Source organism: Limnothrix redekei LRLZ20PSL1, from assembly GCF_043235035.1.
Classification (GTDB): domain Bacteria; phylum Cyanobacteriota; class Cyanobacteriia; order CACIAM-69d; family CACIAM-69d; genus CACIAM-69d.
Genome location: NZ_JAZAQF010000092.1, coordinates 1 through 619, shown reverse-complemented (window position 1 = coordinate 619; position 619 = coordinate 1). Strand labels below are relative to the sequence as shown.

Here is a 619-nt window from a genome sequence, read left to right as displayed (position 1 = left end):
GCGTGTTGTGTTGTTTTCACTGCCGGGCGCTTTCACGCCCACCTGCTCCACCAGCCACCTGCCGCGTTACGAAGAACTCTATGAAGAAATTAGGTGCCACCGCTACCCCTTCCTCGTTCAAGTTCTTCTCCCACAAGCGAGCTCGCTGCGCCACACCAAACCTGTGCTGCTCATCTACCACACTGAGGCCCAGCCGCTTGAACTTGACGGTAGGCTCCAGTAGTGCATGTGTTCCAACAATAAATGGCAACACACCATTGGCCAATGCTTCCAGGATCACCTTGCGCTCCTTGGTTTTGGTACTGCCTGTGAGTTTGGCAATCGGCAGGCCCATCTTGTTAGCCAGTGGCTGCAATCCATTAAAATGCTGCTCGGCCAATATCTCTGTTGGTGCCATAAGGCAGGCCTGGCAGTCACTATCCAGTGCCATTAGCATGCTGAGGAATGCTACAATGGTCTTGCCACTACCCACATCGCCCTGCACCAAGCGGTTCATCTGGATGCTGCCGATCGAACGGGCAGCAACCACCATGACACGATCCCCAGCGCCCCTAGCCGGCGTTTTGGCCAAATCCCAAGTATTAGCCAAGCCATTCCACAAACGATTAACCCAGTTATT

At 54.1% G+C, this 619-nt stretch carries 2 pseudogenes; one reads left to right on the top strand and one right to left on the bottom strand.

Annotation, left to right across the window (positions count from 1 at the left end):
* Positions 1–94, top strand: a pseudogene (locus VPK24_RS17855) (redoxin family protein); the annotation flags it as partial.
* A 27-nt stretch (positions 95–121) separates the two neighbouring features.
* On the opposite strand, the pseudogene VPK24_RS17850 reads toward VPK24_RS17855, so the two are convergent.
* A pseudogene (locus VPK24_RS17850) lies at positions 122–619 on the bottom strand (DEAD/DEAH box helicase); the annotation flags it as partial.